This is a genomic window from Acinetobacter lwoffii (assembly GCF_024129715.1).
Taxonomy (GTDB): domain Bacteria; phylum Pseudomonadota; class Gammaproteobacteria; order Pseudomonadales; family Moraxellaceae; genus Acinetobacter; species Acinetobacter lwoffii_U.
Genome location: NZ_JAMXXM010000025.1, coordinates 1 through 25,479, shown reverse-complemented (window position 1 = coordinate 25,479; position 25,479 = coordinate 1). Strand labels below are relative to the sequence as shown.

At 43.8% G+C, this 25,479-nt stretch carries 24 protein-coding genes and 1 pseudogene; 7 read left to right on the top strand and 18 right to left on the bottom strand.

Going from position 1 to position 25,479, the window contains the following annotated elements; all coding sequences use genetic code 11:
* Positions 1–85: 85 nt before the first annotated feature.
* Positions 86–2,848: a DNA polymerase I gene (gene polA, locus NI462_RS12730; RefSeq protein ID WP_253160899.1), complete on the top strand. Its 2,763-nt coding sequence runs from the start codon at positions 86–88 to the stop codon at positions 2,846–2,848.
* A 253-nt stretch (positions 2,849–3,101) separates the two neighbouring features.
* Here polA and NI462_RS12725 read toward each other — a convergent pair whose 3' ends face one another.
* The 5 genes from NI462_RS12725 to ppx are packed head-to-tail and all read right to left on the bottom strand — an operon-like array spanning position 3,102 to position 8,221.
* Complete coding sequence (locus tag NI462_RS12725) at positions 3,102–3,671, bottom strand: YggT family protein (RefSeq protein ID WP_004278259.1); 570 nt, start codon at positions 3,669–3,671, stop codon at positions 3,102–3,104.
* A gap of 19 nt (positions 3,672–3,690) precedes the next feature.
* Entirely contained in the window at positions 3,691–4,530 is an 840-nt protein-coding gene (gene proC / locus NI462_RS12720; protein ID WP_420908915.1) for a pyrroline-5-carboxylate reductase, read from the bottom strand.
* A 2-nt stretch (positions 4,531–4,532) separates the two neighbouring features.
* On the bottom strand, positions 4,533–5,909 hold the full coding sequence (tilS, locus tag NI462_RS12715; protein WP_253160897.1) for a tRNA lysidine(34) synthetase TilS: 1,377 nt from the start codon (positions 5,907–5,909) through the stop codon (positions 4,533–4,535).
* A complete protein-coding gene (locus tag NI462_RS12710) occupies positions 5,846–6,670 on the bottom strand; it encodes an acetyl-CoA carboxylase carboxyltransferase subunit alpha (RefSeq protein WP_004278263.1) in 825 nt (274 codons plus the stop codon). The genes tilS and NI462_RS12710 overlap by 64 nt, the downstream gene beginning before the upstream one ends.
* Positions 6,671–6,700: 30 nt before the next feature.
* Complete coding sequence (ppx, locus tag NI462_RS12705) at positions 6,701–8,221, bottom strand: exopolyphosphatase (RefSeq protein WP_216986553.1); 1,521 nt, start codon at positions 8,219–8,221, stop codon at positions 6,701–6,703.
* A 259-nt stretch (positions 8,222–8,480) separates the two neighbouring features.
* Here ppx and trxA point away from each other — a divergent pair, with 259 nt between their 5' ends.
* The 3 genes from trxA (at position 8,481) to NI462_RS12690 (ending at position 11,087) form a co-directional block, all read left to right on the top strand.
* Complete coding sequence (trxA, locus tag NI462_RS12700) at positions 8,481–8,807, top strand: thioredoxin (RefSeq protein ID WP_004278266.1); 327 nt, start codon at positions 8,481–8,483, stop codon at positions 8,805–8,807.
* 322 nt (positions 8,808–9,129) lie between these two features.
* A complete protein-coding gene (rho, locus tag NI462_RS12695) occupies positions 9,130–10,398 on the top strand; it encodes a transcription termination factor Rho (RefSeq protein WP_004278267.1) in 1,269 nt (422 codons plus the stop codon).
* Positions 10,399–10,799: 401 nt separating this feature from the next.
* The gene (locus NI462_RS12690; RefSeq protein WP_004647530.1) at positions 10,800–11,087 is read left to right on the top strand and encodes a hypothetical protein; all 288 of its coding nucleotides are present in this window, start codon (positions 10,800–10,802) and stop codon (positions 11,085–11,087) included.
* Between the two features lie 104 nt (positions 11,088–11,191).
* Here NI462_RS12690 and NI462_RS12685 read toward each other — a convergent pair whose 3' ends face one another.
* The 3 genes from NI462_RS12685 to pheS all read right to left on the bottom strand — a co-directional run bounded on the left by NI462_RS12685 (position 11,192) and on the right by pheS (position 14,983).
* Entirely contained in the window at positions 11,192–11,488 is a 297-nt protein-coding gene (locus tag NI462_RS12685; protein ID WP_004278269.1) for an integration host factor subunit alpha, read from the bottom strand.
* Positions 11,485–13,866, bottom strand: coding sequence for a phenylalanine--tRNA ligase subunit beta (gene pheT / locus NI462_RS12680; RefSeq protein WP_253160894.1), 2,382 nt, complete (start codon positions 13,864–13,866; stop codon positions 11,485–11,487). The genes NI462_RS12685 and pheT overlap by 4 nt, the downstream gene beginning before the upstream one ends.
* 136 nt (positions 13,867–14,002) lie before the next feature.
* Positions 14,003–14,983 carry a phenylalanine--tRNA ligase subunit alpha gene (pheS, locus tag NI462_RS12675; RefSeq protein WP_004278272.1) on the bottom strand — a complete coding sequence of 327 codons (981 nt, stop codon included), beginning with the start codon at positions 14,981–14,983 and terminating at the stop codon, positions 14,003–14,005.
* Between the two features lie 159 nt (positions 14,984–15,142).
* On the opposite strand from pheS, the gene NI462_RS12670 reads away from it, so the two are divergent.
* Positions 15,143–16,168 carry a hypothetical protein gene (locus NI462_RS12670; RefSeq protein WP_253160892.1) on the top strand — a complete coding sequence of 342 codons (1,026 nt, stop codon included), beginning with the start codon at positions 15,143–15,145 and terminating at the stop codon, positions 16,166–16,168.
* Positions 16,169–16,528: 360 nt separating this feature from the next.
* On the opposite strand, the gene NI462_RS12665 is transcribed toward NI462_RS12670, so the two are convergent.
* From NI462_RS12665 to NI462_RS12640, 6 genes are all read right to left on the bottom strand, one after another.
* Positions 16,529–17,011: a GNAT family N-acetyltransferase gene (locus NI462_RS12665; protein WP_004647526.1), complete on the bottom strand. Its 483-nt coding sequence runs from the start codon at positions 17,009–17,011 to the stop codon at positions 16,529–16,531.
* 156 nt (positions 17,012–17,167) lie between these two features.
* A complete protein-coding gene (rplT, locus tag NI462_RS12660; RefSeq protein ID WP_004647525.1) occupies positions 17,168–17,527 on the bottom strand; it encodes a 50S ribosomal protein L20 in 360 nt (119 codons plus the stop codon).
* An 11-nt stretch (positions 17,528–17,538) separates the two neighbouring features.
* Positions 17,539–17,733, bottom strand: coding sequence for a 50S ribosomal protein L35 (rpmI, locus tag NI462_RS12655; protein WP_004278281.1), 195 nt, complete (start codon positions 17,731–17,733; stop codon positions 17,539–17,541).
* Between the two features lie 186 nt (positions 17,734–17,919).
* Positions 17,920–18,342, bottom strand: a complete 423-nt coding sequence (locus tag NI462_RS12650) for a YqaA family protein (protein WP_004647524.1) — start codon at positions 18,340–18,342, stop codon at positions 17,920–17,922.
* Positions 18,343–18,349: 7 nt separating this feature from the next.
* Positions 18,350–18,640, bottom strand: a complete 291-nt coding sequence (locus NI462_RS12645) for a hypothetical protein (protein ID WP_004647523.1) — start codon at positions 18,638–18,640, stop codon at positions 18,350–18,352.
* Positions 18,641–18,714: 74 nt separating this feature from the next.
* A complete protein-coding gene (locus NI462_RS12640) occupies positions 18,715–19,335 on the bottom strand; it encodes a glutathione S-transferase family protein (protein WP_004647522.1) in 621 nt (206 codons plus the stop codon).
* A gap of 282 nt (positions 19,336–19,617) precedes the next feature.
* On the opposite strand from NI462_RS12640, the gene NI462_RS12635 reads away from it, so the two are divergent.
* Together NI462_RS12635 and NI462_RS12630 are read left to right on the top strand one after the other, a co-directional pair.
* The gene (locus NI462_RS12635; RefSeq protein ID WP_004647520.1) at positions 19,618–20,073 is read left to right on the top strand and encodes an Hsp20 family protein; all 456 of its coding nucleotides are present in this window, start codon (positions 19,618–19,620) and stop codon (positions 20,071–20,073) included.
* 104 nt (positions 20,074–20,177) lie between these two features.
* Complete coding sequence (locus NI462_RS12630) at positions 20,178–20,729, top strand: hypothetical protein (protein ID WP_253160890.1); 552 nt, start codon at positions 20,178–20,180, stop codon at positions 20,727–20,729.
* 43 nt (positions 20,730–20,772) lie between these two features.
* Here the strand turns inward: NI462_RS12630 and infC are convergent, their stop codons facing one another.
* The 4 genes and pseudogenes from infC to NI462_RS12610 form a co-directional block, all read right to left on the bottom strand.
* A complete protein-coding gene (gene infC, locus NI462_RS12625) occupies positions 20,773–21,324 on the bottom strand; it encodes a translation initiation factor IF-3 (protein ID WP_071850398.1) in 552 nt (183 codons plus the stop codon).
* Positions 21,325–21,329: 5 nt separating this feature from the next.
* Entirely contained in the window at positions 21,330–23,252 is a 1,923-nt protein-coding gene (gene thrS / locus NI462_RS12620; protein WP_004278291.1) for a threonine--tRNA ligase, read from the bottom strand.
* A 224-nt stretch (positions 23,253–23,476) separates the two neighbouring features.
* Positions 23,477–24,646, bottom strand: a complete 1,170-nt coding sequence (locus tag NI462_RS12615) for an alanine racemase (RefSeq protein ID WP_253160887.1) — start codon at positions 24,644–24,646, stop codon at positions 23,477–23,479.
* Between the two features lie 10 nt (positions 24,647–24,656).
* A pseudogene (locus NI462_RS12610) lies at positions 24,657–25,390 on the bottom strand (D-arabinono-1,4-lactone oxidase); the annotation flags it as partial.
* Positions 25,391–25,479 lie beyond the last annotated feature (89 nt).

Here is a 25,479-nt window from a genome sequence, read left to right as displayed (position 1 = left end):
CTAAGCTGTAAACTCAGACTCGCCTCAGCGAGCGCGGTAAAAATCACGTACAATAGCGCTGTATTTTGAATAAGGAATTGATTACATGCCACCATTTGTCTTGGTCGATGGCTCTTACTTTTTATTTCGTGCCTTTCACGCACTGCCACCATTAACCACGTCAACCGGTTTACATACCAATGCAATTCGTGGTGCGATTTCTGCTATTCAAAAACTGATGCGCCGGACCCAACCGACCCATATGGCGGTAATTTTTGATACCCCAGAACCGACCTTCCGGCATGAGCTGTCACCGATTTATAAAGGTGATCGTCCCAGCATGCCAACGGAATTATCCGAACAGATTCCTTATCTGCATGCCTTGATCCGCGCTTTGGGCATTCCCCTACATACCTTACCGGGTGCCGAAGCCGATGACATTATCGGAACACTGGCCAAACGTGCCGAGGCGATGGGACATCAGGTACTGATCTCTACGGGCGATAAAGATATGGCACAACTGGTGACCGAAAAAGTTACCCTGGAAGACAGCTTTAAAGAAAAACCGCTGGATGTCGACGGCGTGTTTGAAAAGTTTGGCGTCTGGCCGAATCAGATTATTGACTATCTGACCCTGATGGGCGATGCATCAGATGGCATCATGGGCGTGCCAGGTGTAGGTGCCAAAACTGCAGCAAAACTGCTCACTGAATATGGCTCGATTGGCGGCATTTTAGAAAATGTCGACAAGATCAAAGGCAAAGTCGGTCAAAATATTAAAGAACATGTCGATGGCATTGCACTGGACCATCAACTGGCCAGTATTGTCATCGATCTGGATCTTAACTTTGGTTATGACGATTTAAAACTGCGTGAGCCGAATGTCGAGACCTTGCGTCATTTGTACACCGAGCTGGAATTCCGTAACCAGCTGCAGTCCTTAGATCACCCGAACAACCCGAATAATTCAAACTACCAGCAGGCGGCAAAATCTATTAACGCCAAAGCGGTTACAGCACCAGAACCTCTGGAAGACCATGCGTCTGTGACCAGCAGTGATGACCAGTTAGGACAAGCCACCTATCACACGGTATTAAGCCAACAAGATTGGGACACACTGTTTGAGCGCTTAAGTACTGAAAAACGATTTGCCTTTGATACCGAAACCACCAGTCTGGATTATCGTATTGCACAGATTGTCGGTTTCTCGGTCGCCTTCGATGCCCAGGATGCCTATTATGTTCCCTTGGCACATGATTATGAAGGCGCACCGGAGCAGCTGAATCGTGAAGTAATTTTGGCGCAGATCAAACCAATTCTGGAAGATGAGTCTGTAAAGAAAATTGGTCATCATCTGAAATATGATGCACATGTACTGGAAAATCATGGTATTCATCTGGCAGGCTGGTATTTCGACACCATGCTGGCTTCCTATGTCCTGAATTCCGTCGCGACTCGTCATGGCATGGATGATGTGGCCCGTCTGTATTTGAGTCATCTGACCACGACTTATGAACAGGTGGCCGGTAAAGGCGCCAAACAGAAGACCTTCAACCAGATTCCACTTGAAACTGCAGCGCATTATGCTGCAGAAGATGCACATGTTACCTATCGTCTTTATGAAGTCTTGAGCAGCAAATTACAGGCACATCCTGAACTGGTGAATATTCTGCATAATATTGAAGTTCCGGTCGCACGTGTACTGACGCAAATGGAAGAAAACGGCATCGAACTGGATCTGGCTTTTCTGGATCAGCTTGGGGGTGAGTTTGCCAATACCATGCACAATCTGGAAAACCAGATCATGGAAATTGCCGATGAAAGCTTTAATGTCAGCTCACCTAAACAGGTCGGTGAAGTGTTATTTGAAAAGTTGGGGCTAAAAGGCGGTAAAAAAACCACCACCGGACAATACAGTACCAGTGAAAGTGTACTGGAAAAAATTGAACATCCGATTGCCCAGCTGATTCTGGAATATCGTGGTTTGTCCAAGCTGAAAAGTACCTATACCGATGGCTTATGCAAACAGGCCAATCCTGATACCCACCGTGTGCATACCAGTTACCATCAGGCATTGACTGCAACTGGCCGTTTATCATCGACTGATCCAAACCTGCAGAATATTCCGATTCGTGCCGAAATTGGCCGTCAAATTCGCAAGGCGTTTGTGGCACCGGAAGGTCGTGTTTTGCTGGCAGCCGATTACTCACAAATTGAATTGCGTCTCATGGCACATTTATCTCAGGATGAAGCCCTGCTGGATGCATTCATTCATGGTCAGGATGTACACCGCCGTACCGCAGCGGAGGTTATAGGCATTCCTTTGGAAGAGGTCACCAATGACCAGCGCCGTCAGGCTAAGGCTGTTAACTTCGGCCTACTTTACGGCATGTCTGAGTTTGGTCTGATCCGACAGTTAGGTTTTACCCGTCAGGAATCACAGGATTATATCAAGCAGTATTTCCATCGTTATCCGGGCATTTATGACTATATGCAACGTACCCGTCAGGTCGCATTAGAACAGGGTTTTGTTGAAACCCTGCTCGGACGCCGTTTATATACCCCAGATATTGATGCCCGTAATATGATGGTGCGTAAAGCTGCAGAGCGTGCTGCGATTAATGCGCCGCTACAAGGTTCGGCTGCAGATATCATTAAAATGGCGATGATTGAAGTGGACAAGATGTTACCAAAAGATCAGGCCAAAATGCTGCTGCAAGTTCACGATGAACTGGTGTTTGAAGTCGATGAAGACATTGCCGATGAACTGGCACCTAAACTGGCTGAAGTGATGCAATCGGTACTACAGATTTCTGTACCATTGGTGGTAGAAGTGGGTAAAGGTAAAAACTGGGATGAAGCGCATTAAAGGGTTTCCTCACCCCAGCCCTCCCCCCTCTGGGAGAGAGAGTGAAAACCAATATTATTTTAAAGGTATCCCCTCTCCTCTCAGGAGAGGGTTAGGGTTAGGGTTAGGGAGAGGTTAATATCCCATCTTCTTGTACTGCGATTAAAACTTGTTCACCGTTTGGGAAGTTTAACAAATCCCTCCCAACCTCCCTTTTCTAAAGGGAGGAGCAAATAAAAAAGGACGCCTCAGCGTCCTTTTTATTTGGATCCGATTAAAGACCGGTAAGCAATACAATCGCCACCTGGTTCATAATCATTTCGATAATAATCAAAGTTAAAATAGCGAAGATTGGAGAAAGGTCAATCATCCCCATATTTGGCATGATACGACGGAATGGCGCCAGTAAAGGCTCAGCCAGCTCTTGCACGACTTCAATATAAGGCGAACGAGACTGAGTAAACATCACCACCCAACTTAGGATAATCGTAGCGAAAATCAAATAACGACAGAAACGGATCAGATCCTGCATCATGGTAACAAAAGTCAGAATAATCAGATGGACAGGCCCATTCGGCATCCCACCTGATAGATACATCATGCCAAAAATTTTAAGCAGATAGAGCACGACCAATAATGCCAAAGCAGCAGTACTGACTCGGCCTTTGGCCAAGGTTGGGAAAATTCGACCAAATACATCTACAATTTTAGTGGCTTTAACGGTAGAAAGAACCACAGGATTGTAAGGACTGACCGCTGCCAGTTGCATTAAAAATCGGAAGAATACGAGCAAAATCGCGACGTTAATGATAATGCCAAAAATTAGCGCAGAATTTGCACCCATACTTGAACGTTCCTAAAAATTAAACTGAAGATTTGCTGCTTTCACTGAGCTCTTGTGCCAGTTCTTGACTGCGTTTTTGTGCAGCGGCAAGTGCCGCTTGAATATTTTGAGAAATCTGGGCGCGATCAAAGACTTCAAGTGCGGCCTGTGTAGTCCCATTTGGAGAAGTCACATTTTTACGTAACTCAGCTGGCGTATTCGAGCTGGTAATTGCCATTTGCGCCGCGCCTAAAGCCGTCTGCAAAGTCAGTGCGGTTGCAACTTTTTCATCCAGACCTAAATTTTTACCCGCACGAATCATACTTTCCATCATATAGAAAAAGTAAGCTGGACCCGAACCCGAGACTGCAGTGACTGCATCAATTTGTGCTTCTGAGTCGACCCAAATGGTCAGTCCGGTCGACGCCAGAACCTGACTGGCTAGCTCACGGTCACTCGTTTCTACAGATGCATTAGCATATAAACCATGAGCCCCGGTCTGTACCAATGCTGGCGTGTTCGGCATGACCCGGACAATACGCTCTGTCCCCAACAATGCTGACAATGTGGCAATTTCTGCACCGGCAACAATGGAAATAATCAGCTTATTATTAACCAGACCTTTTAAGGGTTGCAGCACTTGAGCCAAAACCTGAGGTTTTACCGCCAATACGACGATATCTGCATCCTGAATTGCAGCGCTATTATCCCCGGTCACATTAATTTCTTTTTCCGCCAATAAAGCACGGACTTTTTCGACCGGATCAGAAACTGTAATACGTGTTGCTGGCAAACCACGTGAAATCAGACCGCCAATTAAGGCTTGGGCCATATTACCGCCACCAATAAAACAGATATTACAATTTAAAGCTGCACTCATGTTCAATGCTCATCGTTGAGTTCTAAAGTTGAAGAAACCGACATCGGCAGCCATCCACCTGCTTCACAATATGCAGATTGGGCCAACCAAAATCCTTTAGGGGTAAACACGCCTAGCATAACATTATCTGTGCTTAATATTTGAATAGTATGCCGAGCCCAGGGAAATATTTGCGCTTCCTGAATGGCTTTTTTCAGCGGCCAGGTACCGACACGGCCATATAAATGAATTTTTTCGCCACCCTGCCGCTGCTGCAAATGCAAAGTTTGCTGCAACAATGCAGGAGATAAACCGAGCTGTGCAGGCGCGATGATAAATTTCCCTGACAAAACCTGTACGCTGTCTTTTAAAGCAAATTTTATAGTTTTCGGGCTAGTTTGAACTTGTTGCTGATCAGCTAAATAAGTCTCTGCGGTCAGACGATATAATTGCTGCTGATAGCGTACATAGTAAAAGCCTTGCCAATGCAATGCCGCCTGAGCATCTTGTTTGGCATAAATCACTTCGCGTTGCAAACGCTCCACCATATCTAAGGATGGACGATACTGTTCTTTACCTTTCATCCAGGCAGAGAGTAATTGACGTTGTCGTGATTTTGAAAGCTGTAGAAATTTACCAAGGTCGAGCTGCGTTTCAGTTCCACAAGATGCTAAATCCTGTTGCAGCACTTCTTGTAAAATGTCTTGAGCATCCTGCATTAACTCACTGGTTCGCACCAAGGCAGCTTGCATTTTAGGATAACGTTGGCTTAATAGCGGCCACAGGGTCTGGCGTGCCCAGGCCCGGTCATAATGGGTATCATCATTGGTCGGATCTTCAATATTCTCAATATTCAGATCTGATGCCCATTGGCAAATCTGCTCACGGGAAATATTCAGTAGTGGCCGCCAAATCGTCAGATTCTCACGTATATCGATCTGTTTCATGGCTGCTAAACCATCAACGCCGGCGCCAGACAATAAACGCAACATTAGGGTTTCCGCCTGATCTTGTTGATGGTGTGCTAGCACCAACATTTCATCCGCTTGTAAATGTTGCAGATAGGCCTGATAACGTGAATTGCGCGCTTGCTGTTCCAAATTGCCACTGGCGACATTGACGGGCTGAATGATACAGGGAATATTCAGTTGCCGACACTGCTGCTGAACAAAAGTGCCCCATGCACTACTGATACTTTGCAGCTGATGATCCACATAAATTGCCCGGACTTTTTCCGGGCATAAAAAAAACATCAGATGCAGCAACAGCATAGAATCTACGCCGCCACTGCATCCGATGAGAAATTTTGTCTCTGCAGGAAAGTCCTGCAGCTGTTTTAAGAAACCAGACCTAAATTGTCGCTGCCAAACTTCATTAAACGTTGGTAACGTGCTTCGCATCGTGCTTGCGCTTCCATTGGTTGTAGTTCATTCAAAGCTTCTTTCAGCACTGCTTTCAAGCTGTTCATGACCTGATCCGGATTTAAATGAGCACCCTCACCTTCATCCACCACATATTCTACAATACCCATTTTCTGCAATTTTTCTGCAGTCAGGGCCAAAGCTTCACTGGCCTGTTCAGCTTTTTCAGCAGTTTTCCAGAGAATTGAGGCACAGCCTTCCGGAGAAATCACCGAATAAATACTGTGAGAGAGCATCACCACACGGTCTGCTACCCCAATACCCAGCGCACCACCTGAACCGCCTTCACCCAGTACAGTTGCAATCACAGGTACTTTCAAATTAGAAAGCTGAGCCAGACTGGTGGCAATCGCTTCAGCCTGACCACGTTCTTCTGCACCGACACCCGGATAAGCGCCCATAGTGTCAATAAAAGTAAAGACTGGCAGGTTAAAACGCTCTGCCATGTCTAGCAGACGCTGTGCCTTACGATAACCTTCCGGGTTACTCATGCCAAAATTATGCTGTAATTTTTCACGGGTGCTACGACCACGATGCTGACCAACGATCATCACCGGTTGACCATCGAAACGAGCCAGACCACCGATCATCGCGCCATCATCACCATATAGGCGGTCACCATGTAAAGCATCAAATTCAGTGAATATTTCACCCACATAGTCCAGGAATTGTGGACGTTCTGGATGACGTGCAATCTGCACTGTCGCCCATGCTTTTGATGGAGTTGCTTTATTTTTCATAGGTTAACCGTTTTCATCCCTATAAAGGTATTAATTAACAAACTGTTCGGATTGAATCGAGAGTTCAATCTCCCAATTTTTAAATTGCTGCTGTTCATCGTGCAGTTCAGCGACCAGCAATGGCCATTGCTTGGCATCACCAGACACGCTGAGTTGCCATTGTTGCGCATTTTCAACCTTGAGTTCAATGGCAGGAAGCATCTCATCGCTACGACTGTGATTGACCAAAACCGACAGACGAAGCAGCAAACATAACCATAAAAGTTTAGATCCACCGACTTTCATCACATCAATCTTGGCATCAGCGCGCAATTTACGACGATGGTGCGCGACCAAATGTGACAAATGATTTTGATCAACCTGCGAGAAACCGGCAATATCCGAGTGTTGTAATAAATAAGCACCATGACGATGATAGCCACTGTGACTGATGGCCAAACCAATCTCATGCAGATAGGCAGCACGACGTAACAGGTCACTATCTTCAATACTCAAACCGAGTTCACTGGCCACGTCATTAAACAGTTTCTGTGCGGTCTGAACCACACGTTCAGCCTGCTTGGCATCGGCATTATATCGACCAATCAAGGCATGTACGGAACGATCACGGATATCTTCGTGCTTGAAACGGCCAAGCAAGTCATACATTACGCCTTCACGCAGTGCACCATCAGAATAGACCAAATGATCAATTCCCAGCACATCAAAAACTGCATAGAGAATGGCAATACCAGCAGGTAAGACGGCACGACGGTCATCTTTCAGACCTTCGAATTCCATGTCCGAGACATATTTATATTTAAGCAGTTTATCTTTGAGCTTTTCCAGGCCTTCACGCGTCAACTGTTCGCGATCATTGCTCCAGCCCATATTAACGCAAATCTGGCGGCAGGCTTTAATAGTACCACTCGAGCCGACAACAGCATCCCAACCGGCTTCTTTATAAGTATTGGCAATTCCGGAAATTTCTTTACGCGCCGCAGTGACCGCTTTATCAAAAGCTTTGGCACTGATTTCCCCATCCTGAAAATAAGCTTTGGTAAATGCTACACAGCCCATTTGTACTGATTCGGTATGAATCGGCTCGAATTCTTCACCGATAATCAGCTCGGTTGAACCGCCACCGATATCAACCACCAGACGACGACCACTGTTGGCCATGGTATGCGATACACCCAGATAAATCAGACGGGCTTCTTCACGACCGGCAATAATTTCGATCGGTTTCGGTAAAATTTCTGCGGCTTTCTGAATAAATTCATGGCCGTTTTTGGCTTGACGCAACGCATTCGTCGCCACAATCCGTAATCGGTTCGGCTGAACTGCACCTAAACGACCTACAAAACGGGCCAGACAGGCCAAACCGCGTTGCTGTGCGGCTTCGGTTAAATTTTTATTTTCGTCTAGTCCTGCGGCAAGCTGAACTTTTTCTGACATTGATGCCACTTTCTTCACTTCGCCATGATCTACACGGGCGATGGCCAAATGAAAGCTGTTTGATCCCATATCGATGGCGGCAAGTAATTCTTCATCAATCAAAAAGTCAGACATTCCAGAAATAAACCTTTAACGAATTGTGCTTAGAGTAATTCACATGCATGCAATTTAAAAGCCATTTGTGGCGACAATTTAATGCCTTATTCTTTTTGTATCGGGAATAATAGTGAGACACGATCATCACTATCGTGATCATCCATTAGACAAAATAACATTAAGCATTGAAAATTTACAGATTCCCCTACATTGTTAAAGATGGCTATGTAATACTAATAATTAGTTATCTTTAAAATATTAATCTGGAGCACATTCCATGTCTGGCAACATCGTAAACACTACTGACGCAAACTTCGAAGCAGACGTTCTTCAATCAGACGTTCCTGTACTGGTGGACTTTTGGGCAGGCTGGTGTGCACCATGTAAAGCAATTGCACCCGTACTTGAAGTGCTTGCTGATGAATACCAAGGCAAAGTTAAAATCGTGAAAGTTGATGTAACTTCTTGCGAACAAACTGCTGTGAATTTCAACATCCGTAACATCCCGGCTTTGTTGATGTTCAAAAATGGTGAAGTTGTTGCGACTCAAGTCGGTGCTGCACCAAAATCTAAACTGACTGCATTTATTGATGACAATATCTAAGCACAGCATTTTTAGTAAAAAATACGCGACTCATGCTCGCGTATTTTTTTCGGCTATAAATTGACAAACCTGGCATTATCTCTTATATTCGCTACTCAAGAGATAAAGGATCCTAAATCCTGTCAATTTCTTACAAGACACATTACATAAGATGCCGCTCGGCAATAGAAATTGTTTTCCACATTTTTCTTTGAAACACTCAAACAGATCTATGAATTGTTCTTTTGCAAATTCAATTGCTTTCGTTTGAATGCTGGTATGCGGCCGAATGTTACTCCCTTTCTAACCTGTACCTCAGAACTTTGATTCTATCTGACCACCTATGAATTTAACCGAACTCAAGAAAAAACCGATTGGCGAACTCATCAAGATTGCCGAGTTTATGGGCCTCGAAGGTATGGCTCGTAACCGTAAGCAAGACATTATTTTTGCCATCTTAAAACGTCATGCAATGAATGGCGAAGAGATTTTTGGTGATGGCGTTCTAGAAATTTTGTCAGATGGTTTTGGCTTTTTACGCTCAGCCGCAGGTTCTTATTTAGCAGGTCCTGACGATATCTATGTCAGCCCTTCTCAAATTCGTCGTTTTAACCTCCGTACTGGCGACACCATTACTGGCACCATTCGCCCGCCGAAAGAAGGCGAACGTTATTTTGCTTTACTTAAAGTCAATCAAATTAACTACGACACACCTGAAAATTCACGTAACAAGATTCTGTTTGAAAACTTGACGCCATTATTCCCGACTGAACAGTTGGTGATGGAGTTGGGCAATGGCACCACTGAAGATTTAACCACCCGTGTGATCGACTTAGTTGCACCGATTGGTAAAGGCCAGCGTTCAATTATTGTGGCTCCGCCGAAAGCAGGTAAAACCATGCTGCTGCAAAGCATTGCACAGTCCATCGTTCGCAATAATCCTGAAGTTATTCTGATCGTTCTTCTAATTGATGAGCGTCCAGAAGAAGTGACTGAGATGGAGCGTACGGTTCGTGGTGAAGTCGTGGCTTCTACCTTTGATGAATCTCCTGCACGTCACGTTCAAGTCGCTGAAATGGTGATTGAAAAAGCAAAACGTCTGGTTGAACATAAGAAAGATGTGGTGATTTTGCTTGACTCGATTACCCGTCTGGCACGTGCTTATAACACTGTGATTCCTTCATCAGGCAAAGTACTGACTGGTGGTGTGGATGCACATGCCTTAGAACGCCCTAAACGTTTCTTCGGTGCTGCACGTAATATCGAAGAAGGCGGTTCACTGACCATCATTTCTACTGCCCTGATTGAAACCGGTAGTAAAATGGATGAAGTGATTTACGAAGAATTCAAAGGTACAGGTAACCAGGAAATTACCCTTGATCGTCGTATTGCTGAAAAACGCGTGTTCCCTGCAATGAACATCAAGAAATCTGGTACTCGTCGTGAAGAACGCCTGATGTCAGAAGACAATCTGCGTAAAGTCTGGATTCTGCGTAAGCTGCTGCATACTCAAGACGAATTGGCGGCAATGGAATTCTTACTGGATCGTATGAAAGAAACCAAGACCAATGATGATTTCTTTGATCAGATGAAACGCAAAGCTTCAAATTAAAATTTTAAATGAAAGGTCATCTAAACGGTGGCCTTTTTTAGGTTGACATAAATTACAGAATGAAACAATGAAGCCTGATTTATGTAAACTTATTTTTAAGTTTTTGATTAATAAAATATTCAGATTAAAAATTGTATAACTTTTAAGTATTTAATAAGCCTTTCTCCAATCTAAATCTTTCATTCCATTGTTATTTTCTGTTAAAAACTTCTTATTTTTTATCGTTTTTCCGTACTTTTTTGATCATTGCCAGTAGCAATTAAAAATGCGCAGTGATAGCATATTTGCAGACCAGTTAGACTGCTCCTGCGTTGTTAGTCCCTAACACAATTAGGAACAATAAAAGCACTTAACAGACTAACTTTGGTTTTTTTTAATCTCAATTTTTAGAGAGTGATGCCATGTTATTCAAAAAAATCGCTATTGCTGCTGCAGTTGCTACTACTCTAGCTTTCGTTGGTTGTGCTAAAAAAGCTGACGACGCTGCTGCTGACGCTAACCAAGCTGCATCTGAAGCTGTAGAAGCTGCATCTGAAGCTGAAGCTGCTGCTGATGCTGCTGCTGTAGAAGCTACTTCTGAAGTTGCTGCTTCTGAAACTGCTGCTGTTGCTGAAGCTGACGCTGCTGCTGCTGTTGCTGTTGACGCTGCTGCTGACGCTACTGCTGCTTCTGAAGCTGCTGCTCAATAATCTTTTAGATTATTCAGTACAAAAAAAAGAGAGCCTTTGGCTCTCTTTTTTTATTTTAAAAACTGGAACTTAACAATATTGATCCCAGTTTTTAAAAAAGCAGATCAGTTGACCTGCTCATTTCCCACACGTTGACGGAACTTCTGTCCGGCACGGAAGGTGACCACACGGCGTGCAGAAATCGGAATCTCTTCACCCGTTTTCGGGTTACGGCCCGGACGTTGACGCTTATCACGCAACTCGAAATTACCAAAACCCGAAAGTTTTACTTGCTCGCCTGAGATGAGCGCCTGGCTAATCTCATCGAAGAACAACTCAACCATTTGTTTTGCTTCACGACGGTTTAAACTCGTGAGCTCACTTAAATGATCAGCCATTTCTGCTTTAGTTAGTGCTGTCATGAAGCCCTCAATGTCGCTTGGTAAGTGTTTTCTAACACTTGAAGGATATTATCCATACCTGATTTAATTTCAGCATCTTCCAGTGTACGGCTTGGATGCTGCCAGAGAAGTGCAAATGCCAGTGAGCGTTTCCCTTCTTCTACTCCTTGTCCAGTGTACACATCGAACAACCAAGTTGAGTCTAAAAGCTCTCCGCCTGTTTTTTCGATAAGTCCCTGAATTTCGCTAACATTAATCTTATCACTAATTAAAAGCGCAATATCACGTCGAACCGATGGAAAACGTGATAATTCTGTAAAATTAGATACATAAGTTTGCAAAACAGCCGCTTGATCCAATTCTGCTACCCATGTGGTTGCCAGATCAAGTTCGTCTTCAAGTGAGGGATGTAAACGCCCCAAGTAACCAATTGATTGACCATTCACGAGAATTTCTGCGGATTGTCCTGGATGCAACCAACTACGCTCTGAACGCACATATTCTACTTTGACACGACCAGCAGCCAAAATTTCTTCTACATCACCCTTAAAGTCAAAGAAGTCCATTGCAGCGGGTTTCACATGCCAAGATTCAGCATGACGTGAACCAGTCGCAATCAATGCAAAAGTTGGAATCTGTTTTAAATCATGGATGCTGCTGGCTTCTTGATAGTCAAAACGCAGACCGAGCTCAAAGAAACGTACACGGCTTTGCTGGCGGTTGACATTGTACTGAACACAAGGAATAAGGCTAGATAGCAAGGTTGAACGCATCACTGCCAAATCACTTGAAATTGGATTGGCTAATACTAATGGATTCACACTGGAATTAAGTTGCTTTTCAAGCTTTAGGTCTGCGAAGCTAAAGCTGATCGCTTCTTGGTAACCTAAAGTTACCGCGGTTTGACGGAGTTGGCCCAATTCAAACTGATCTTGGTATTTCGCCAGCTTCACATCAATCACAGGCAGGCTGATTTGAATATTGTCATAACCGTGAATACGTGCCACTTCTTCAATCAAGTCTTGATAGATCACCATATCATAACGATGTGATGGTGGTACCATTGACCACTCGCCTTCTGCTTTTACTGTAACTTCACAACCTAAACGGCTTAAAGCATCAGTAATGAACGCTGAGTCAACACTATAGCCTAGCAGTTGATCGACTTGTGCTTGATTCAACTCAATTGCGTCGCGTGTTGGCAATAACGCTGCATTTTCGGCAACTGTAATTGGTCCAAACTCACCGCCCGCAAGTTCCGCAATCAATTGTGATGCGCGGTGCATAGCGATCAATGGCAATTCAAAATCGACACCACGTTCATAACGCTGAGAAGCATCAGTATGCATGCCAAAGCTACGTGCACGACCGGCAATATGCAATGGCGCGAAGAATGCTGATTCCAGGAAAATTTCAGTGGTTGCATCGCTGACTGCTGAAGACAAGCCGCCCATAATACCGGCAATGGCCAATGCTTTTTCATCATCTGCAATCACCATCACTTTTTCGTTGAGTTCAACTTCTTGTTCATTGAGCAAAACTAACTTTTCAGCTTCCGTCGCTTGACGTACGTGTACCGCGCCTTGCACTTTACCACCATCAAATGCGTGTAGCGGTTGACCAAGCTCGATTAATACATAGTTGGTAATATCGACCAGAATGCTGTGCTGACGGATACCTGAACGCGCCAATGCACGCTCCATCCATACAGGAGTCACAGCCTTGGTATTGACGTTCTTGATGACACGACCCAAGTAACGTGGGCAACCTTCAGTCGACACAACGACTTTCTTTTCGTCGCTAATAGTCGCAGCTACTTCTTTAATTTCAGGGGCAGTCACTGGCAATTGGTTGATCACACCAATTTCACGCGCGATCCCGCGAATACTGAAGCAGTCCCCACGGTTAGGCGTAATGCTGATGTCAATCACATTGTCATCAAGATCCAGATATTCACGAATGTTCATACCTACTGGTGCATCTGCAGGCAGCTCTAAAAGACCGTCGATTTTATCTTCCAGATCGATTTCTGAAGCGCCGCACAGCATGCCTTGTGACTCGATACCACGTAGCTTGCCTTTTTTGATTTTGAAATCACCTGGCAGTACTGCACCAATGATCGCAACTGGCGCTTTCATGCCGGCACGTACGTTTGGCGCACCACATACAATTTGTAGAGGCTCACCAGAACCGATATTGACAGTGGTCACACGTAAACGGTCAGCATCCGGATGCTGTTCTACTGTCAGGACTTCCCCCACCACTACACCAGTAAAGGGTTTAGCTGCAGGAGATAAGTCATCGACTTCCAGACCCAACATGGTCAATTGATCAGAAAGTTTTTCGCTATCGATGGCTGGGTTGACCCATGTGCGTAGCCAATTTTCGCTAATTTTCATTGATATAAAACCTGTAATTCAAATCTCTAGAATCCCCCTCTGCCCCCCCATTTTCCAAAGGGGGAGGACTCCATCTATTTCGCGGAGTCCCTCTCCTTTTTAAAAGGAGAGGTTAGGAGAGGATTATTAAAAAGTTTTAAGCAAACTGGCGTAAGAAACGCACATCGTTTTGGAAGAACATACGTAAGTCATTCACGCCATAACGAAGCATTGCAAAACGTTCAACACCCAGACCAAAAGCAAAGCCTTTGTATTTTTCAGGATCAATGCCAGCAGCTTGCAGCACATTCGGATGCACCATACCGCAGCCCAATACTTCTAACCAGCGACCGCGTTCATCCATAATATCCACTTCCGCACTCGGCTCGGTGAACGGGAAATAAGATGGACGGAAACGTACTTTCAAATCTTTTTCGAAGAATTCGTTCAGCAGGTTAATCAGCAAACCTTTAAGTTCCGCGAAGCTGGTATTTTCAGCCACGTATAAACCTTCGATCTGATGAAACATCGGTGAGTGGGTTTGATCCGAATCACAACGGTAAACACGGCCCGGACACACGATCTGGATTGGTGGCTGCTGTGTTTCCATGGTACGAATCTGCACACCAGACGTATGCGTACGCAGCAAATGGTTCACATCGAAATAGAAGGTATCGTGCATGGCACGCGCCGGGTGATGACCCGGAATATTCAGTGCTTCAAAGTTGTGATAGTCATCTTCAACTTCAGGACCTGTTGCAACCGTAAAACCTGCCTTGGTAAAGAACTGGCAAATACGCTCTTGCACCTGGGTCACTGGATGGATACTGCCCACCTGTTGGCCACGACCTGGTAAAGTAATATCAATGGTTTCGCTTGCCAGTTTTTGTTCTAAGGCAGCTTTATGCAATTCTGCCTGACGTGAGGTCAATGCAGCGGTAATAGTTTCACGTACAGCATGGATTTGTGCGCCGAAGACTTTACGTTCTTCAGGATCCATTTTACCAAGCGACTTAGATTGTTCCGCGAGCTGGCTTTTTTTCCCCGTAAATTGCACTCGTACTTGATCAAGTGCAGCAAGGTCTTGAGCTGCTGCAATCGCAGCGAGCGCTTCAGTGGTCAGGGCTTCCAGTGACATAGTAACTCTCAAAGCAACAGGTTAAAAAATATTTTAAAAACCCCACATTCTAACAGTTTTTAGACACTTTGATGAAGATGCGTTTTAAGGAAAATTAGATTGGCATGATTAAATATAAAAAGTATAAGATAAACACAATATCAATCAGATCAAATCACTATGGCACTCGATCAAATTTGGAAACAGCAGCTGACCCTGGTCACTTACGGCAATGAGTATTTGACTCAGGACCTGAGTTTCAATCGTTGGATTCAACATTCCATTTTTAATCAGCATCAGTTTGCCTTTCGGGATCTGATGTCACAACATCTGTTGGCCCAGCATTTCCAGATCTGGCTGGAAGGGCTAAAAAAACAAGGCGTGCGTCGCCTTAGCTTACATCGCTCTGATTTACTGGTTGATGAGAAAAATCCGAATGCCAATGTCGAGCTACTGCCACTGGCACATTTTATTGTCAGTCATGGCGCCAAAGCCAAAACTGCCTGGATCATCGGCAAGGAACTGCCTGAATGGTACAGCGCGGACAATGACTACGAAGCGCCCAAATCACAACAGTCCCCTTTACGCCATGAAACATTCTGGTGTTATGAATTAAATCCCAAACTAGCCAAGCGCATTGATGTGGAACTAGAAGCGCCAAACTGGGATGATATCCAGGCCTATACCGATCATGAACTCTTTGAAAGTAGCCTTGCCCAAGATTTTACCGAGCCGGCGTATACCAATTTGCCTTATTACGGCACCATGCCTGCCATTCAGGCCGATAGCGAAAGTCATTTGGCCTTAATTCCCACTGACTATTCAGCGGATTATGCTCACCAGACTTTGTACCGCCTAGATGCCTTAAATGACTTTATTCAAACGAAAATCCAGCATCCCTATCGTGCAGATGGCGAAGTACTCAGCCCGGAACAGCAACTCAATCTGCGACATTTTTCGCAAAAAATTGATGATTTAAGTGCTAAATTCATCAGCAAAGTCGCCAACCACTATAAAACTGCACAGCTAACACCTAAAGTTGCACCTGACCCATTTGTCGGTATGAGTACTGAAGATCGTTCACCAAAAATTTCTAAAGCAGAAAAACCTCAGGACCCAGGCAAATCCAGTTCGTCTGCAAATGTGCTGACCTTAATTGTAATCACTGTGATTATCTGTCTGATTGGCTACTATTTCGGGCTTTAAAGTTCCGCCAGAAAAGTTTGAATTTTCCTAGCAGAATTCAGCCGAATCCATTAGATATGTTGATACTCAGGCGCAGCCATCAGCTTGAAATAATGCTGACGATTTTTGCGATGGGTTTTTATCATCCAACCTATGATGGAATTAAGGTCAAGCAGCTGCCTGAAAATTTCAGCATTGTCGGAATGAGCCAAAGCTGTTATTTGCTGATCGCCCGGAAATGCTCTTTTAATTGACCGATGGATATATTGAGATAAAAGGATAAATCAGCCATACAATGTAAGGGCTGATTTATTTTCCATCGTCTTCTTCCAGGTTTTAGATTTTTCTACGTTGAGCCAGCTTGCCCAGAGTATTCAAAAATTAAATGTCCCACTGATAACATAAGTCTTTAAGATTCTCGCCGAGATCGCTGGCATCTTCTTCACTGATAAAATAGGCGCCGGTCTTTTCATAAAAATAACGACTGGAATTCAGGTTCAATACGCTGCATTGCATATGCTGGTAGGATTTTTCTCGACTTAAACCCAGACCCAATTGAACCAAATCACGTCCAATACCGCGACCTTGAATATTTTGAAGCAAATAAAGTGCTCTCAATTCACTGATTGGTGCATCTACCGGAAAATTAAAAGCAGCAAAACCCAAAACTTGAGCATTTTCTTCATAGACAAATACCCGTCGATTCTCCTGTTCAAGCACAGAACGCCACAAAGCGGCTCTTTGTTCTACACTCAACTTATCGAGAATCTCTGGTTTAATGATATTTTGATAGCTTTCATGCCAGCTTTGTACATGCACTTGGGCAATCGGCAAGACATCGTGTTGGGTGGCAAGTCGAATCATTATTTTTAAGCCTTGTTTTTTAATTATTCAATTTCACAATGACTAAAAAATATAAGATTTACAATACTGATTTTTAAATAATATTTAAAATGACTACTTTTATTTAAGCATAAAAAAAGACCACCAAATGGCGGTCTTTTTTCAAGTCATAAAGACTTATGCAGCCAATGCATCTTTAGCTTTAGAAGCTAAAGCAGCAAACGCAACTGCGTCATGCATAGCGATGTCAGCAAGTACGCGACGGTCGATAATCACTTGAGCTTTTTTCAAGCCAGCGATCATACGACTGTACGACAAACCATTTTGACGAGCACCAGCGTTGATACGTGCAATCCACAAAGCGCGGAATTGACGTTTCTTCTGACGACGGTCACGGTAAGCATATTGACCAGCTTTGATTACCGCCTGGAACGCTACGCGGTAAACGCGTGAACGAGCACCATAGTAACCTTTAGCGCGAGCAAGAATTTTTTTGTGACGGCGATGAGCCTGTACACCACGTTTTACACGAGCCATTTATAATCTCCTTAGATGTACGGGCACATACGACGAACTGAAGCAACGTCACTTACGTGAACCATTACACAGCCGCGCAATTGACGAATACGCTTAGCAGATTTTTTGGTCAAAATGTGGCGTTTGAACGCTTGTTTACGCTTAAAACCGTTAGCAGTCGCTTTAAAGCGTTTAGCTGCACCACGGCGAGTTTTCATCTTAGGCATAACAACCTCTTTTGAACACCTGTTCGGCTCGTTTGCACCATTACAAAACGACCTGCAGGTAAGGGAGCGAGTATTCTAAAGCATCTTTGTTTAAAACAAAAGCATCTTCACCCAATAAGCGAATTTAAAGAATGATTTCGCTCTGAAAATAGTATGCAAGACTGGATCAGGAAAATAGCTTCAGGCTTAGAACACGGCAAAGGCTGCATAGACAAATAGATAACGTCCAATTTTGGCGACGCTGACGATGAGCAAAAAACGGGCGAAGTTTTCTTTTAGCAGTCCCGCAATCAGGGTAATCGGATCACCAATGATAGGCACCCAGCTCAGCAATAAAGACCAGTAACCATATTTCTGATAGGTCGCTTGCGCTTTAAGCATCTTGTCTTTTGAAACTGGAAACCATTTTTTATTTTTATAATGCTCAATCTTGAGGCCCAGATACCAGTTGACGCAGGACCCCAGAATATTGCCCAGACTGGCCACGGCAATTAACAGCACTACATGCTGCTTGTTCTGTACTAAAAGCCCCAGTAACACAGCTTCAGACTGTAAAGGCAATAAGGTCGCTGCACCCAAGGCCGACAGAAATAGTAAAAATAGGCTCATTACAGCATTAACGGCTCAAGCCCATTTTTTTCTTGGCTTTACTGTATTCCCAACTGGACCAAACAACTGCTGTCACCATCGCCATGATCCGCGCCCACTTATACTGCTCATTGAGCGGTGCAATTGCAGCACGTAAAATCTGCTGATCTTTGGTATTTAGGGCAGCGATTACCTGATCGATATGCACAATTTCAGCAACATACAGCACTAAACATGCAGCAATGCCGAAAAGAATGCTCCAGTAAATCCGGGTATTACTTTCAACAATCTTGGTAAAGTTCAGAAGAAAATCGTTCATATATCCATCCAATAAAAAACCACCGTAAGGGTGGCTTTATTTGCTTAAGGCTATTTTAGCATAAAGGCTGCAGCTTAACTGACCTGTATCGCCAGCGCTTTCTGAACCGCAGGACGAGCATTCAAGCGATCAATATATTTGGAAACTTCAGGATAATCTTCCAGATTAATCTGCTGCCAGTCATGCCGTAATAACCACGGAAATATCGCCATATCTGCAATCGAATATTCGCCGGCAACATAATTTTGCCCGACCAGTTGTTTATTCAACACGCCATACAAACGTTTGCTTTCATTGACATAACGATCTGTGGCATAAGCAATCCGCTCAGGTGCAAAACGGCTAAAGTGATGATTTTGTCCGAGCATTGGTCCCAGACCGCCCATCTGCCACATCAGCCACTGTTCAACCTGAATACGCTTCACTTCATCATCTGGATAAAACAGACCTGTTTTTCGACCCAGATATTGCAAAATCGCACCTGACTCAAAAATTGAAATGGCGCGGCCATTTGGCCCATCCTGATCAACAATTGCCGGGATTTTATTATTGGGAGAAATAGCCAGAAAATCGGACTGAAACTGGTCATTTTCCAGAATATTGATGGGAATAATTTGATATTCCAGCCTCATTTCTTCTAGAGCAATACTAATTTTATGGCCGTTGGGGGTGCCCCAATAATATAAATCGATCATTTTTTTTAATACTCCCTGCACCTTTGCTGTGCGATGATGTACTCAACATAGAGGATTTAGAAAGAAACAACAAGCCTGCATTTAAAAATTATTTTTCAATAAATATCAAAATCTTATTAAAAATTTATATAATTTTTTATTTTTGATCTTGAAAATTTCAGCCCCAAACACATATTTATTTCTGCATAAGGATTGCGTCAATCTTATGCCCTGTCGATGTCTCACATGACAGATCTTATTTTCTTGTTTTTATAACTTTGCTTAAGTGAGAAGGTTCTAATCATGAGTAACTTAAATCTTCATCCATTATTTCGTCGTAGCATCGGTTTCGATCGTCTGAATGACTTTATTGACTATGCCATGCAAAGCGATGCACCGAATTATCCACCGTATAATATCGAAAAGCATGGTGAGAATAATTACCGCATCGTGGTGGCAACTGCGGGTTTTCGTCAGGAAGAACTCGACATTCGTCTGGAAAATAAGTTGCTGACCATCTTAGGCAAGCCTGAAAATCAAAACAATGACAGTATTGAATTCCTGCACAAAGGCATTGCACGACGTGCATTTAAATTGTCTTTACGTCTGGATGAATATATTGAGGTCCAGCAGGCAGATTATGAAAATGGTTTATTGATCATCGACTTGCAACGCATTATTCCAGAAGAAAAATTGCCGCGTCAAATCCCGATTGGCAATAAACTGCTTATTGCAAACGATGAAAAATCAGTGGAATAAGCTTGATTAAGTACGCAAAGGAAGGTCCGCAAGGGCCTTTCTTTTTGGCTACAGATTACCTAAGCTCATGGAGGCAATACGCTTTCTGATCATAAAAATAAACCATGACTGCGCCAGAAAACATCCTGTTTCATCAAGCTAGCCCGATCATGCGCACTACGGGATATTTGCTGTTTTGTTATCCGATCGGAATATTCAGCATTTTTTATTTCAGCAGTGTGCGTAGCAATTCCAGTTTTTTCCAAGGACTATTATTTTTATGGCAGGAGTCTCCTGACTTTTATATTTATATTAGCGGCTTTCTTGGTCTTTCGCTGTTTATGCTGGGAACCAAACTCAAAATAACCTCACACGCTATTTATTATACTTTGGCCGGTTTCCGCATCAGCCTGTGCTTAAAACGACATTCGGTACAGTATAGCTTTCTGAATCCACGCTATGCTTCTCTCAAAGCACATCTCAAAAGCTGGCTCTATAACATGCCAGCGCATGTGATTAGTCAACGCGATGGCACTTTGGATTTTAAATTGCATCAGTCCGGTCTGATGAATCAAATTTGCCTCGGGTTTTTCCGGATCCAACTATCGATGTTTTCCCGCCAGCAAGCCAGGGAAATTATTCAAGCTATGTACAATGCGTGGAATTTTAGAGCATAAAAAAAGCCCTGCATATGCAGGGCTTTTTTCGCTTAATGAGTGCTTACTTTTTCTTTTTAGGACCAAGTAGCATACCCATTTGACGGCCTTCCATTTTCGGCATCTGCTCAACAGTACCGAATTCAGCCACGTCAGCTTCAATTTTTTGCAATTGAGCTAGACCCAACTGTTGGTGCGCCATTTCACGACCACGGAAACGAAGCGTGATTTTCACCTTGTTACCTTCTTCAAGGAACTTGATGATTGCACGTAGTTTTACGTTGTAATCACCAACATCAGTACCCGGGCGTAGCTTGATTTCTTTCACCTGGACTTGATGTTGTTTTTTCTTCGCTTCTTTCTGCTTTTGCTTAAGATCAAACAAATGCTTGTTGAAGTCCATGATCTTACATACTGGTGGTTCAGCGTTTGCTACGATCTCAACAAGATCAAGTTCAACACTTTCTGCTGCGCGTAGGGCGTCAGCTAAGCTTACAATCCCTTTTTGCTCACCATTTTCGTCTACAAGACGGACTTCTTTCGCACGAATTTCATCATTCAAGGCAGGACGGTTTGATTTGTTACCGCCCTGTTGATTACGGTCAGGCTGTTTAATCGCTGTTACTCCACAATGTACCGGCCGCGTTCGGCTACGGCTGCTTTTACTAGGTCAACGAAAGCATCGATTGACATAGTACCCAAATTTGTTCCTGAGCGGGTACGCACGTTTACGGTACCTTCCTCTACTTCACGGTCCCCAAGTACCAGTAAGTAAGGAATACGCTCTAATGTACGTTCACGAATCTTAAAGCCGATTTTCTCATTTCTCAAGTCAGAAATTGCACGGATACCGTTTTCTTTAAGTTTTGCGACGACTGACTCACATGCCTCAGCTTGAGAATCGGTAATGTTCATCACACACGCTTGCATTGGTGCCAACCAAGGTGGCATGAAGCCTGCGTAGTGTTCGATCAGTATACCAATAAAACGCTCAAAACTGCCAAGAATTGCACGATGTAACATTACTGGCTGATCGCGGTCGTTATCTTCTGTGACATAAGACGCGTCTAGACGCTCTGGCAAGTTAAAGTCACACTGAATGGTACCACACTGCCAGACACGACCTAAGCAGTCTTTCAGAGAGAATTCAATCTTCGGACCGTAGAATGCACCCTCACCTGGTTGAAGCTCCCACTCAAGACCCGCAGCATCTAAAGCATCTGCCAAAGATTTTTCTGCCATATCCCAAAGCTTGTCATCACCCACACGTTTTTCAGGACGCGTCGACAACTTCATTTGTACTTCTTCGAAGCCAAAATCTTTGTATACATCCAGTGTCAATTTGATAAAGTCTGCAACTTCAGGACCAATCTGTTCCTTGGTACAGAAAATATGCGCGTCATCTTGAGTAAAGCCACGTACACGCATAATGCCGTGTAAAGAACCAGATGGCTCGTTACGGTGACATGAACCGAACTCTGCCAAACGCACAGGAAGATCACGGTACGACTTCAAGCCTTGATTGAACACCTGTACGTGACAAGGACAGTTCATTGGCTTCACCGCATAGTTACGGTTTTCAGAATGTGTGGTGAACATGTTGTCTGCATAGTTGGCAGCATGTCCTGATTTTTCCCACAATGTGAAATCTACAACCTGTGGGGTACGAATTTCTTCGTAGCCATTGTCTTGCTGAACTTTACGCATGTATTGTTCAAGCACTTGGTAAATGGTCCAGCCATTCGGATGCCAGAACACCATACCCGGTGCTTCTTCTTGCATATGGAACAAATCAAGCGCTTTACCAATTTTACGGTGATCGCGTTTTTCAGCTTCCTCAATACGTTTTACATAAGCAGCAAGCTGTTTCTTGTCTGCCCATGCTGTACCGTAGATCCGTTGTAGCTGCTCATTCTTCGCATCACCACGCCAGTAAGCACCAGAGATTTTAGTCAGTTTGAACGATTTTAAGAATTTAGTATTTGGAACGTGCGGACCACGGCACATATCCAAATAATCCTGATGGTAGTACAAGCCCATTTGGGTTTCTTCAGGCATGTCTGCGATCAAGCGTAATTTGTATTCTTCGCCACGTGCTGTGAATTCTGCAATCACTTCATCACGCGGTGTCATTTTTTTCACAACATCATAGTCTTGATCGATGAGCTTTTTCATACGCTCTTCAATCGCTGCCATGTCGTCTAAGGTAAACGGACGTGGCATCCAGATGTCATAGTAGAAACCTTCCTCAATGACCGGACCAATGACCATCTTTGCTTCTGGGAACAGTTGCTTAACCGCATGACCGACCAAATGCGCGCAAGAATGGCGAATGATCTCGACACCGGCTTCGTCTTTAGGCGTGATAATTTGTAGTGTTGCATCTTCAGTGATGAGATCAGACGCATCAACCAAACGATCGTTGACACGACCAGCAACTGTATTTTTTGCAAGACCAGGACCAATGCTAAGTGCAACGTCCATCACAGATACGGCGTGATCAAACTGTTTTTGATCGCCATTTGGCAAAGTGATAATTGGCATAAGAAATCCTTAAGGAGTGATGCCCCGTACCATGGAGCATATCACCGCGAGATTATGATCGAGGCACAGCCTCAAAAGATAAAAACGGTGGATAAATAAAATCGATTCGAATTTTACACGGCTTGGCCGCATGATTAAACCTTTTCCCAATAAAAATAAGATTTACCGTCAAATCTGTGACTGATCGTTAAAGGCTTAGGCTCATTTTTCATTTCAGAATGTGGTTATTCCCGGAACGTCTGCCACTGGAGAAACTTTCCTTCTGTATAAGCATAAAGCTGAGCGAATTGCGGGATGATAGCTTCACTTTGTGTCGGTCTTATAAACACATAATCATCGACATGAATATCGCACTGTATAGGCACCTGTAGCATCTCCTGATTACTACTGCGGCCATACAACACATGCGGTCGGCTTTTTTCAGGGTAGATATAATCCGCTCGCCAATAGCCCCCGTAAATAAATACAGCTTTATATTGATGTGGAAGATGATTTAGTAGTTCCAAACCGGGAATCTGGCTATAAGGCAACACTTTTAAAATGGGCGCAGCAATCCATAAAGCACAGCTTAAAGCGGATAAATTTTCCAGATCAAAATCAGTGGGCTTAAGCAGCATCGAGCCAAAGGCCATATCATTACAGACACTTTGCTGGCAATGCTGCATAAAGGTCGGACTGCCCCCGCCGTTAAAACACAGACCTTCATGCCATAAATTGGGAAATTGCTGCTGAATCATCGTTTTGTATTGTTGATAAATCTGCTGTGATTGCTGATAACTTTTTTCTGGGCTTTTCAAAATTTTTGGCAGTTTGGCGACATGTGCATCATAGCCCATTAGACCCGAAAGTTTGAGATAAGCCGCGTTGTGCTGAATCAATTTGAGCAAAGCTATAAATTGCTGCTGCGTTTGTACGCCGCCACGATGCAGTCCCACATCAATTTCAATATTTACGTTCAGGCAGATGTTCAGGTTTTGAGCGAGTTGCAGATATTGCTGCAGACGTTCTATATCATCGATCAGCCATTGAATATTGCTTTGGTCATTTAGTGCCTGCTGATCAGGGAAATTTTGATAAAAGCGCTGTACCGCATGGATCGGCAACGGTTTACCCAGCAAGATATCTACCTGTTCAAATGCGCTGATAATTTCTAAAAGATGGGGTAAATGAAACAGCATAAAGCGCTGGGTATTCAGCTTTTCACTGGCCAGTTTGAGTAGCTGAATGCTGGCTAAGGACTTCACCACCAGACGCGGTTTTAACTTCGGAGGCAATTTTGACTGTACATAGTCCAAATTACGTTGATAGGTTTTTAAATCTAAAATCAGTTGCGGTGTGCCAGTTCCCTGCTGTTTTAAGTCTTGTGTCAGTTGCTGAAAATAATTCGATTGCATCACCCAAGCCTCAGTTTCCAGATAAAAATAATTGTTTTAGGTAGGGATTCAGCCATTTTTGCTGTGGATCCAGTTGCTGACGTAATCTTAAAAATCATCCCATTTCGGGTAGAGATCACGTAGCGAAGCAGCGCTCATGCTATGCAACTTGCCCCAATGCGGTCGCCCCTGATATTTCTGTAAAATCGGCTCGACCAGATCAAAGATCGCGTGGTAATCCTGTTTATAAAATTGATGAATCGAAATGGAGACCGAATCACGCTGATAAAAAGGACTTAGCCAGATCTCATCGCCTTTGACATAACGAAACTCGATCGGGAAAAACATCGGCACCTGATGTTTACGTAAAACATGCAGAATCTCGTCCAGACACTTCAAACCTTGCTCAACCGGAAGCTGATATTCCATTTCATTAAATTTGGTCTGGCGCAGGGTCGGAAAAATCCGGGATGACCAGTCTACATAGCAGGTTGGTTTAACAAACACACCGAGCAATTTTTGCAAATAGGGATTTGTCTTTGGGAAGAATCGTGTCAATTCAGAACATAGGGTTAATAAAGCATCTTCCGGAGGCCAGCTCTCTTGCCTCGGCTGAATGTCATCTTGCATTTCATCCAGAGTTTTCAGCATCACCTGATCGGCATGCAGAAAAGCCCAAAACTCAATATGTCGATGCTGATATTTCCATTGCTCAATATGCGTAAAAACATCTTTTAATGAACATAACCGGATTTGTTCTTTTAATAGATCTCTTGCGAAAGTTAATTTAAGAGCATCCAATTCACCATTCCAGCAATTAAATTCATTCTTAGACCAAATCGTTTCCGTCTATC

What these genes read in the sequence shown, in the direction of transcription:
- polA (WP_253160899.1), top strand. Translation starts at nt 86, where the DNA reads ATGCCACCATTTGTCTTGGTCGATGGCTCTTACTTTTTATTTCGTGCC.
- NI462_RS12725 (WP_004278259.1), bottom strand. Translation starts at nt 3,671, where the DNA reads ATGGGTGCAAATTCTGCGCTAATTTTTGGCATTATCATTAACGTCGCG.
- proC (WP_420908915.1), bottom strand. Translation starts at nt 4,530, where the DNA reads ATGAGTGCAGCTTTAAATTGTAATATCTGTTTTATTGGTGGCGGTAAT.
- tilS (WP_253160897.1), bottom strand. Translation starts at nt 5,909, where the DNA reads ATGCGAAGCACGTTACCAACGTTTAATGAAGTTTGGCAGCGACAATTT.
- NI462_RS12710 (WP_004278263.1), bottom strand. Translation starts at nt 6,670, where the DNA reads ATGAAAAATAAAGCAACTCCATCAAAAGCATGGGCGACAGTGCAGATT.
- ppx (WP_216986553.1), bottom strand. Translation starts at nt 8,221, where the DNA reads ATGTCTGACTTTTTGATTGATGAAGAATTACTTGCCGCCATCGATATG.
- trxA (WP_004278266.1), top strand. Translation starts at nt 8,481, where the DNA reads ATGTCTGGCAACATCGTAAACACTACTGACGCAAACTTCGAAGCAGAC.
- rho (WP_004278267.1), top strand. Translation starts at nt 9,130, where the DNA reads ATGAATTTAACCGAACTCAAGAAAAAACCGATTGGCGAACTCATCAAG.
- NI462_RS12690 (WP_004647530.1), top strand. Translation starts at nt 10,800, where the DNA reads ATGTTATTCAAAAAAATCGCTATTGCTGCTGCAGTTGCTACTACTCTA.
- NI462_RS12685 (WP_004278269.1), bottom strand. Translation starts at nt 11,488, where the DNA reads ATGACAGCACTAACTAAAGCAGAAATGGCTGATCATTTAAGTGAGCTC.
- pheT (WP_253160894.1), bottom strand. Translation starts at nt 13,866, where the DNA reads ATGAAAATTAGCGAAAATTGGCTACGCACATGGGTCAACCCAGCCATC.
- pheS (WP_004278272.1), bottom strand. Translation starts at nt 14,983, where the DNA reads ATGTCACTGGAAGCCCTGACCACTGAAGCGCTCGCTGCGATTGCAGCA.
- NI462_RS12670 (WP_253160892.1), top strand. Translation starts at nt 15,143, where the DNA reads ATGGCACTCGATCAAATTTGGAAACAGCAGCTGACCCTGGTCACTTAC.
- NI462_RS12665 (WP_004647526.1), bottom strand. Translation starts at nt 17,011, where the DNA reads ATGATTCGACTTGCCACCCAACACGATGTCTTGCCGATTGCCCAAGTG.
- rplT (WP_004647525.1), bottom strand. Translation starts at nt 17,527, where the DNA reads ATGGCTCGTGTAAAACGTGGTGTACAGGCTCATCGCCGTCACAAAAAA.
- rpmI (WP_004278281.1), bottom strand. Translation starts at nt 17,733, where the DNA reads ATGCCTAAGATGAAAACTCGCCGTGGTGCAGCTAAACGCTTTAAAGCG.
- NI462_RS12650 (WP_004647524.1), bottom strand. Translation starts at nt 18,342, where the DNA reads ATGAGCCTATTTTTACTATTTCTGTCGGCCTTGGGTGCAGCGACCTTA.
- NI462_RS12645 (WP_004647523.1), bottom strand. Translation starts at nt 18,640, where the DNA reads ATGAACGATTTTCTTCTGAACTTTACCAAGATTGTTGAAAGTAATACC.
- NI462_RS12640 (WP_004647522.1), bottom strand. Translation starts at nt 19,335, where the DNA reads ATGATCGATTTATATTATTGGGGCACCCCCAACGGCCATAAAATTAGT.
- NI462_RS12635 (WP_004647520.1), top strand. Translation starts at nt 19,618, where the DNA reads ATGAGTAACTTAAATCTTCATCCATTATTTCGTCGTAGCATCGGTTTC.
- NI462_RS12630 (WP_253160890.1), top strand. Translation starts at nt 20,178, where the DNA reads ATGACTGCGCCAGAAAACATCCTGTTTCATCAAGCTAGCCCGATCATG.
- thrS (WP_004278291.1), bottom strand. Translation starts at nt 23,252, where the DNA reads ATGCCAATTATCACTTTGCCAAATGGCGATCAAAAACAGTTTGATCAC.
- NI462_RS12615 (WP_253160887.1), bottom strand. Translation starts at nt 24,646, where the DNA reads ATGCAATCGAATTATTTTCAGCAACTGACACAAGACTTAAAACAGCAG.